This is a genomic window from Pseudoalteromonas 'SMAR' (assembly GCF_048515945.1).
GTDB lineage: Bacteria > Pseudomonadota > Gammaproteobacteria > Enterobacterales > Alteromonadaceae > Pseudoalteromonas.
Genome location: NZ_JBLWMW010000044.1, coordinates 24,490 through 33,024, shown reverse-complemented (window position 1 = coordinate 33,024; position 8,535 = coordinate 24,490). Strand labels below are relative to the sequence as shown.

Sequence of the window (8,535 nt, the reverse complement as noted above, 5' to 3'; positions counted from 1 at the left end):
AAGACAGCTACACGCACAAGAAGCAGTCTGGTGGTTCTGGTCAGTTTGGTAAGATCGATTACCGTATCAAGCCAGGCGAGCCTAACTCAGGCTACACTTTCTCTTCAAGCGTTGTTGGTGGTAACGTTCCTAAGGAGTTCTGGCCAGCAGTTGAGAAAGGCTTCGGTTCAATGATGGAAGAAGGTGTTCTAGCTGGATTCCCTGTACTAGACGTTGAAATCGAACTATTTGACGGTGCTTTCCACGCAGTTGACTCATCAGCAATCGCGTTCGAAATCGCTGCAAAAGGCGCATTCCGTCAGTCTATCCCGAAAGCAGGCCCTCAACTTCTTGAACCAGTAATGAAGGTAGACGTGTTCACTCCAGAAGATAACGTGGGTGACGTAATCGGTGACCTTAACCGTCGCCGTGGTATGGTTAAAGACCAAGAAGCTGGCGCAACTGGCGTTCGTATCAAGGGTGAAGTACCACTATCTGAAATGTTCGGATACATTGGTCACCTACGTACTATCACGTCTGGTCGTGGTCAGTTCTCAATGGAATTCTCACACTATGCAGCTTGCCCAGCTAACGTAGCTGAAGCAGTAATTGCAGCAGAGAAAGAGAAAAAAGCAGCTAAGTAATTAATACTTAATTTGCAAGAAAGGCCGCATTTACTGCGGCCTTTTTTTATTCCTACACATACCTCATTACGTACTACAGCACCTCATAGCGAGATTATCAAAGTTTAATAACAAAGTTCTTCATTTGGGTACTTGGTGCTTTATTATTAGTTTTTATTCAACAGAGGAGACATTCTGGGCAATAACTCTGGCCATCGATTTGGTCGGATTAGCGTGCTAATCCTGTTGTTTTGTCTGTCGGCTGCATACTCAGCCCTGATAGTAATTGGGTAATAATGGAGATACTCAATGAGAACCATAGTATTGGAAGTAAATTGGCTTTTTTACGGCTTAATCGTGCTATTTATCTACTTACTGCGTGTTACTTTTCAGGCCCTTTCCCTACCTGATGGTGTCATTCAACTATTTACTTTAATGGCATTAGCAAGTATAGGTTTGGTATTATACTTATCCTTAAGCGATAAACATTTTCTCCACGTTGATAAAGCGGGGTTAGCTATAAATGCAGTTTAGAGACTCGCTACCTGCACCGTGAGCTAAGTGCTGTTCGTGGCTGCTAGTTAAGATCCCAGTAGTGCAGTTAACCGATGGTAAACAAGTCTATTTTGTCAGTTGGCGTATAGATGAACAGGCTCGCAGTAAGGCACTGGCGTTATTATCTTAGGGTTGGAAAGACTGGCCAATATAGCCAGTCTAACTGTAATGATGTTACTTTTCGTTGAGCCAAATGGCTGCTTGTTTAGCGAAGTAGGTCAAAATGCCATCGGCACCGGCACGCTTAAACGCCAGCAATGACTCCATAATCGTCGGTCTTTCAGCCAACCAACCATTCTCAATTGCCGCCATGTGCATGGCATATTCACCACTCACTTGGTACGCATAAGTAGGGACACCAAACTCATCTTTTACGCGTCTGACCACGTCTAAATAAGGCATACCAGGCTTTACCATGACCATATCAGCACCTTCTTGAAGGTCTAAGGCCACTTCACGCAATGCTTCATCTGAGTTCGCAGGGTCCATTTGATAGGTTTTCTTGTCGGCCCCTTTGAGGTTGCCTGCAGAGCCAACCGCATCTCTAAAAGGACCATAGTAGCTAGAGGCATATTTAGCCGAATACGCCATAATACGCGTGTGGATAAAGCCGCACTCCTCCAGTGCCTCGCGAACGGCGCCAATACGGCCATCCATCATATCTGATGGCGCGACCACATCGGCACCTGCCTCAGCGTGCGATAAAGCCTGCTTTAGCAATACCTCGATGGTTTCTTCATTCATGACATAGCCATTATCGTCAAGAATGCCATCTTGGCCATGCACGGTGAAAGGGTCGAGTGCCACATCGGTGATCACCCCAAGCTCCGGACAAGCCGCTTTTATGGCTCTTACTGCTCGTTGTGCTAGGCCCTCTGGATTGTAGGCTTCTTCAGCTAACAGCGATTTTTGCTCTGCTGGTGTCACGGGGAAGAGGGCGATGGCGGGAACTCCAAGCTCTACCAGCTCTTTTGCTTCGTTCACTAAGAGATCAATCGACAGTCTCTCCACGCCAGGCATGGAAGGAACCGCCTCACGTTTAGACTCGCCTTCTAACACAAAGACGGGATAGATTAGGTCATTGACTGACAGCGTGTTTTCACTCATTAAACGTCTTGAAAAGTCATCGCGACGCATTCTGCGCATACGCGTAAGGGGGAAAAGATCGAGTCCTGATTGAGCCACGTTAATTCTCCTGCTTGGATTGATAAGTAACAACACGGTTGCGGCCTTGCGCTTTCGCTTGGTAAAGGGCCTTATCAGCATTGTCGGTATACAGTTGGGGTGAATGGGGGTCAGTAACTACGGCGCTGTAAACGCCGGCACTGGTGGTAAAGTTGAGCTCGTGTTCACCTACTTTGATCACCATCTCTTGGGTTGCGGCTCTTACCCGCTCGGCAACTTCTACGGCACCGTCAGAGTCGGTGTTGGGTAAAAGTAGGATAAATTCCTCGCCACCATAACGAAATACTTCATCTTGTGGGCGGCGAAGGAAGCGGTTAATTAAGTTTGCAAACTCACAAATGGCCTGATCGCCCACTAAGTGACCATAACTGTCATTGATCTTTTTAAAGTGATCGATGTCTAAGATAACAAGGCTTAATACGCTTTGCTCACGGCGTGAACGGCGCACCTCCATCTGCAAACGCTTATCGAAGTAACGACGGTTCTTCACCTTAGTTAATGGGTCTTCCATATTGACGCGTTCCAGCTCGCGGTTTTTTTCTTGCAGCTCTCTTAGGGTGACTTGCAACTCAAAAGTGCGTTCTTCGATATTACTCTCAAGGTCCAGTTGCGCCTGTTCTTGTAGCTTCAGCTTTTCTTTTAATAAGGCGTCTTCAGCTTGAGTATGGGCCAGGCGTTGTTGTTGTTTTGCCAACTTGTTATCGCGCTCTTTGATATACAGTTGAATAACTAAAAAGGCGACAACCAGCGATTCAGCAACAAAGAGACCAAAAAAGCCTAATTGATTGAGGAAACTGCCTGATTGGATCCCAACTGCGACGGTTAATTGGTAACTGATGACAATGCTATGGCTAATGACGACTGCCAGCATGGCCTTACGACTTGGCTGCTGGCTTTTGGCCAACAGATACAAACAAAACAAACTAATAATAAAAGCGATGGTTAACGCAGCTAGTAGCGCACTGGTGACAGACAAAAAGGTCAGCGCCAACACCAGTAGGCAGGCAAGCGTAAGCACCCACTTGAAGGAAGGGGTTGAACCTTGCTTCAGCTTATGGGCACTGCAGTAGTTTAAAATAGGGAATAACAGTAAGGTCGCGCTGAGACTTAACAGGCCTTGTCCGTGCTGCTGAAACCACTGCCAATCAGGGTAAAAAAAGCGATAGCCAAAGCCATAAAGATGAATATTACAGAGCCAGACGAGAGTTAAAAAGGCGGTACCGAAGAGGAAGTAACGCTTTTGGGTAACAAAATACAAGGCAACAAGTGTCAGCGCCAATGCCGCTAAAAACCCTGCCAGCAAGCCAAATAGCAAATTAAATTTACTTTTGTATTTGAGGTAGGCATTCGGCGACCAAATGGAGATGGGCGCATTGACAACGCCATGGTGAGCAATTTGCAAATAGAGTTCGCTGCGACTTTGGCCTTTCAGTTGCAGTGGGACAACCAAAGACTCGTATTTAATTGGCCGCTTCATGAGAGGCAATGCATCGCCCATCCCTAAGGTCAAAATAGCCGAGTTGGGCTGGACATGATACGCCGTAACAGAATCGATAAGGTTGTTTGCAATGGTAACCAGGAGCGGGACTTGGTGATGCTGTGTATTGTCAAAAGAAATTTTTAGCCAGAGGTACTTATCGCCTGGCTTTAATCCTACCGGTAAGTCTGGTTCTTGCTGCCAATCAATTGGCTGCTTGAGTAGAGCATTGAGTGTCTGATGTCGGTTTACGCTATAGCTAATCGTTGCTTGATGCTTTACCGTAAAGGCCTCGGTGATGGTGACCGTGGCAACCGCACTGTGACTTAATAACAATAACAGCAGAACAACTACAATGCGCATGCCTGTTTACCCCGAAAACAATTGGCGAAAGTTACGGCCTGTAGCCTCAATCACTGCGGCTGTGGGTTGTTGCTTAAGTGTAGCGATTTGTTGTGCTACATAGTGTAAATACATGGGCTCATTACGACGTGAACGTGGTTTTGGTTTTATAGTACGAGGTAGTAAGTATGGTGCATCCGTTTCGATAAGCAATCTATCTAACGGGATATACTGCAGCAATTGCTGTAATTGTTGGCCGCGGCGTTCATCACATACCCAGCCGGTGATACCGATCATCAGACCATAATCTAGGTAACGACGCAGTGCCGTTTTATCGGAAGTAAAACAATGTAAAACGCCACTTACCTGTACCTGCTTTAATAGTTCGTATAAGGCGTCATGTGCCTCTCTTTCATGCAAGTAAACGGGTTTATGCATTGCCTGTGCGAGTTGCAGCTGAGTTAGGCAAACCACTTTTTGTGTGGCTCGTGGTGAAAAGTCACGATTAAAATCCAAACCACACTCACCGATTGCTACCGCTTGCTCATGGCTTTCCACGAGTGCCTTGATTTGTGCAGCCAAGTCATCAGGTGCGTCCTTCGCGTCATGCGGGTGTACGCCAACCGTGCAAGGAAAGTTGTACTTTTCTGCCAACTGTAAAGATACCTTGCTACTGTCAAGATCGCAGCCAATGGCCAGCATTGAGGCCACTCCTGCTGATTTAGCCCGTGCTATGACGGCATCTAAGTCATCGGCAAACTGACTGCTGGTGAGGTTGACACCTGCATCATAGAGGTTCGACATTAGTCGACTCGCTTCACTCTCGTAGAGCGGTTAGCGCCTGCTTTGCTCATCAAGAAAGAGCCAAAGGAAGCACGTTTGATCACTAAAGTATCTCCTGGATTTGCGAAGAAATTCTCTACGGATACTTGTTTCCACACTTGGCCATTATCTAAAGTGAAAAATGCACGTTTGCGCGCAGAGTGTTCTATTTTAACTAGCTTAGCTGAAATCTCTTCGACTTTTCTGCTTTCAGCTGCAATTTTATGTTCTAGACCAAACTCAGCAGCTGGATTTTTAGCTGTTGTTTGCTGCGCTGGCTGGACAGACCGATTTGACCGCTTTGCTGCGTTACCTTTGGCGTGTGAAGCTGGCTTGTTAGCAACGACATTGTCATAACAAAGTAAACGCTTAAAATCATTTTCGATCATGGTGCAGGCCTGCAAAGCCTCAGTATTAACTGGGTTTGCTACGGCGAAAGAAGAGACTCCGAGTGCAACAAGTGCGATTATTTTTTTCATTTTTTTGACTCCTGTTGGGTGGGTTGTTTGCTATAAAACGCCGCTAATATTAAACCTAATTCAAACAGGAATAACATCGGCAGTGCCAGTAACGTTTGCGACAGCACATCCGGTGGCGTAAGGAACATGGCAATAACGAAGGCGCCCACCACAACATAAGGACGTTTGCCCTTTAGGCTTGTGGTGGTGGTGATGCCACTCCAGCATAGCAACATAATGGCAACTGGTATTTCAAAGGCGATACCAAACGCAAAGAAAAGTTTTAAGATAAAACCGAGATAACTACTGATATCAGGCGATAAGGTCATCATTTCTGGCCCAACACTGGTGAAGAAGCCAAGAATGATAGGCATCACAACAAAATAACAAAACGCAATGCCGCCATAAAATAAAACAATGCTCGACAGTAAAATTGGGATCAGCATGCGCTTTTCATGCTTATATAACCCAGGTGCAATAAAGCCCCACACTTGGTGTAAAATAAACGGAATGGCTGCAAACAATGCCACAAACAAGGTTAATTTAAACGGTGCAAAAAATGGCGCAGTGACATCCGTTGCAATCATGGTGGTATTGGTTGGTAAGCTTTGCACTAAAGGAGCTGCGACAAAAGCGTAAATATCATTGGCGAAGTAGACCAATGCAACAAAGATCAGCAAGACACTCATCAGCGCTTTCATTAAGCGGTTACGCAATTCAACTAGGTGCGCAATAAAGCCACTTTGGGCAGTTTCTGTCATGTAACTATGCTCGTTATAAATGATTCAACGTTGACTCAACCGGCAGCAAAGTCCACTGCAAAAACTCTAGCAGTCGCTAACTTATCGCCGATGGATTGACCTGCTGATTGGTTACTCTTTGTTGTTATTATTAACGTCGTTCGCCTTATAAGAATGCTTGACTGAGTCAGCCGCCTCTTGTAATTCTTGAACAGACTGTTTTAGTTGCGGATCAAGGTCTTGCATCCCTTGTTGTTCCGCCTTTTTTAGGTTGTTGTGGAGCTCATGGACGCGTAACTCTTCACTGACTTCAGCTTTTACTGAATTAGCCACGGATTTCACGGTTTTAACCCAACGAGCTACCGTACGGATGGCGACAGGTAACCGCTCTGGCCCTAATACAATGAGGCCAACGATCAACACCACCACCAATTCCCACATGCCCATGTAACTTAAACCTTGTCTTTTTCTTTTTCAGCTGTGGTTTGTTGTTGCTCAGCTGAGGTATTGGCCAGCTTGTCTTTTTCTGCATCGCTGTTTGCCTGGTCGTCAGAAACCGCTTTTTTGAAGCCTTTCACTGCGCCACCGAGGTCGCTGCCGATACCACGAAGTTTTTTTGTTCCGAACAATAACACGATGATGGCAAGAATAATGAGTAACTGCCAAATACTGATTCCACTAAATCCCATAACATTTCCAATAATAACTGACTGCCAGTGGTTACGATTATACGCCTAGCGCACAAAAAATCACCCTGTTTTACGCCAAGCGCAAACAAATACGACCACCGCCAGCGTAGCCATTACCGCACTGGCAATAGCTTGATCAAAAATAAAGCTCAAGCCTGAGATAATGGCAAAACTGCTTGCCGCCAAGCCAAGCAAAATAGGTTTAATTGCCACTGGTTGCGGCGCGGGTGGCAAAGTTCCGGGGCCACGCTTCAAGCTTTGATAAACTAAGTCTGGCAGTTCGGGCATTTTTTCTGCCCAAAATGGCAAGTTGGCGTACATTTTCTTGGCTACCGCCCATGGCCCCACTTGGTCTTTTACCCATTGCTCTAAAAAGGGCTTGGCAGTTTTCCATAGATCTAGTTGCGGGTAAAGCTGACGGCCAAGGCCTTCTACATAGAGCAGGGTCTTTTGTAACAATACCAGCTGAGGTTGCACTTCCATGTTGAAACGCCTTGCGGTATTAAATAGGTTTACCAATACATGACCAAACGAGATCTCAGCCAATGGCTTGTTAAAAATAGGCTCGCAAACGGTGCGGATGGCAAACTCAAACTCTTCCACACAGGTGTCAGTAGGCACCCAACCTGAGTCTACGTGTAACTGCGCTACTTGGCGGTAGTCACGGTTGAAAAAGGCGATGAAGTTTTCGGCCAAATAGCGTTTATCTTCGCGGTTTAGGGTGCCGACAATACCACAGTCAATGCCAATATATTTCGGGTTGTGGGGGTTTTCGCGAGAGACAAAAATATTGCCAGGATGCATATCGGCGTGAAAGAAACTGTCTCTGAAGACCTGAGTAAAAAAGACTTCTACGCCGCGCTCAGCCAGCAGTTTCATATTGGTGCCTTGGGCCAATAGCGCTTCAGTATCTGATACTGGAATGCCGTAAATGCGTTCCATCACCAACACGTTTTTGCGTGAGTAATCACTGTAAACTTCTGGAATATACAGCGAGTCTGAGCCCTCGAAGTTGCGTCTTAGTTGAATGGCATTGGCGCCTTCGCGCATCAGGTCAAGCTCATCCAGCAGTGTCTTTTTATATTCTCTGACCACCTCAACAGGCCGCAGTCGCTTGCCTTCACTTAATAAATTCACCACCACTTTGGCAAAGCGCTCCATTAAGGATAAGTCGGCCTGAATTTGCTTTTCAATGTCGGGGCGGATGACTTTAATCACCACATCTTTAATGCCGTTACCCAATTGCAATTGCGCACTGTGGACTTGGGCAATGGATGCTGAAGCCAATGGCGTGGCTTCAAACTCCTTAAAGTAGTGGTAAATGTCGTCAATTTCTAACGCTTGCTCGATTAATTGCCGCGCTTGAGCTGAGTCAAAAGGCGGTACTTTGTCTTGTAAAAACGCCAGCTCTTCGGCGATATCAGGGGGAAGCAGGTCGCGTCGTGTCGATAGCATTTGACCAAATTTAATCCACACCGGCCCTAAAGATTGCAAAGCAAGGCGCAGGCGTGTGCCAATGGCTTTATCTTTATGCTTATTACGCATCCAAAATAAACTGGCGCGAGCAAGCTTGCCGTACCATGGCTGCCGCTCTGCTGGGACAAGTTCATCGAGGCCATAGTCTAAAAAGGTTTTGGTGATCTGATGCAAACGCAATAAAGACAA

General features: G+C 46.2%; 9 protein-coding genes and 1 pseudogene. 2 read left to right on the top strand and 8 right to left on the bottom strand.

Annotated elements, in window-relative coordinates; genetic code table 11:
• Together ACNKW2_RS16035 and ACNKW2_RS16030 are read left to right on the top strand one after the other, a co-directional pair.
• A pseudogene (locus ACNKW2_RS16035) lies at positions 1–623 on the top strand (elongation factor G); the annotation flags it as partial.
• 288 nt (positions 624–911) lie between these two features.
• Entirely contained in the window at positions 912–1,136 is a 225-nt protein-coding gene (locus tag ACNKW2_RS16030) for a hypothetical protein (RefSeq protein ID WP_419149462.1), read from the top strand.
• Between the two features lie 195 nt (positions 1,137–1,331).
• On the opposite strand, the gene hemB is transcribed toward ACNKW2_RS16030, so the two are convergent.
• The 8 genes from hemB to ubiB all read right to left on the bottom strand — a co-directional run bounded on the left by hemB (position 1,332) and on the right by ubiB (position 8,535).
• Positions 1,332–2,342 carry a porphobilinogen synthase gene (gene hemB, locus ACNKW2_RS16025; RefSeq protein WP_419149461.1) on the bottom strand — a complete coding sequence of 337 codons (1,011 nt, stop codon included), beginning with the start codon at positions 2,340–2,342 and terminating at the stop codon, positions 1,332–1,334.
• 1 nt (position 2,343) lies between these two features.
• Positions 2,344–4,182: a sensor domain-containing diguanylate cyclase gene (locus tag ACNKW2_RS16020; RefSeq protein ID WP_419149460.1), complete on the bottom strand. Its 1,839-nt coding sequence runs from the start codon at positions 4,180–4,182 to the stop codon at positions 2,344–2,346.
• A 6-nt stretch (positions 4,183–4,188) separates the two neighbouring features.
• Complete coding sequence (locus tag ACNKW2_RS16015) at positions 4,189–4,965, bottom strand: TatD family hydrolase (protein ID WP_419149459.1); 777 nt, start codon at positions 4,963–4,965, stop codon at positions 4,189–4,191.
• Positions 4,965–5,462, bottom strand: a complete 498-nt coding sequence (locus ACNKW2_RS16010; RefSeq protein WP_419149458.1) for a hypothetical protein — start codon at positions 5,460–5,462, stop codon at positions 4,965–4,967. Before ACNKW2_RS16010 ends, ACNKW2_RS16015 begins: the two co-directional genes overlap by 1 nt.
• On the bottom strand, positions 5,459–6,202 hold the full coding sequence (gene tatC / locus ACNKW2_RS16005) for a twin-arginine translocase subunit TatC (RefSeq protein WP_419149457.1): 744 nt from the start codon (positions 6,200–6,202) through the stop codon (positions 5,459–5,461). Before tatC ends, ACNKW2_RS16010 begins: the two co-directional genes overlap by 4 nt.
• A gap of 111 nt (positions 6,203–6,313) precedes the next feature.
• The gene (gene tatB / locus ACNKW2_RS16000) at positions 6,314–6,628 is read right to left on the bottom strand and encodes a Sec-independent protein translocase protein TatB (protein WP_336567933.1); all 315 of its coding nucleotides are present in this window, start codon (positions 6,626–6,628) and stop codon (positions 6,314–6,316) included.
• 5 nt (positions 6,629–6,633) lie between these two features.
• Positions 6,634–6,870, bottom strand: coding sequence for a Sec-independent protein translocase subunit TatA (gene tatA / locus ACNKW2_RS15995; protein ID WP_419149456.1), 237 nt, complete (start codon positions 6,868–6,870; stop codon positions 6,634–6,636).
• Positions 6,871–6,930: 60 nt separating this feature from the next.
• Positions 6,931–8,535 (bottom strand): ubiquinone biosynthesis regulatory protein kinase UbiB, encoded by a 1,605-nt coding sequence (gene ubiB, locus ACNKW2_RS15990; RefSeq protein WP_419149455.1) that lies wholly within the window; start codon positions 8,533–8,535, stop codon positions 6,931–6,933.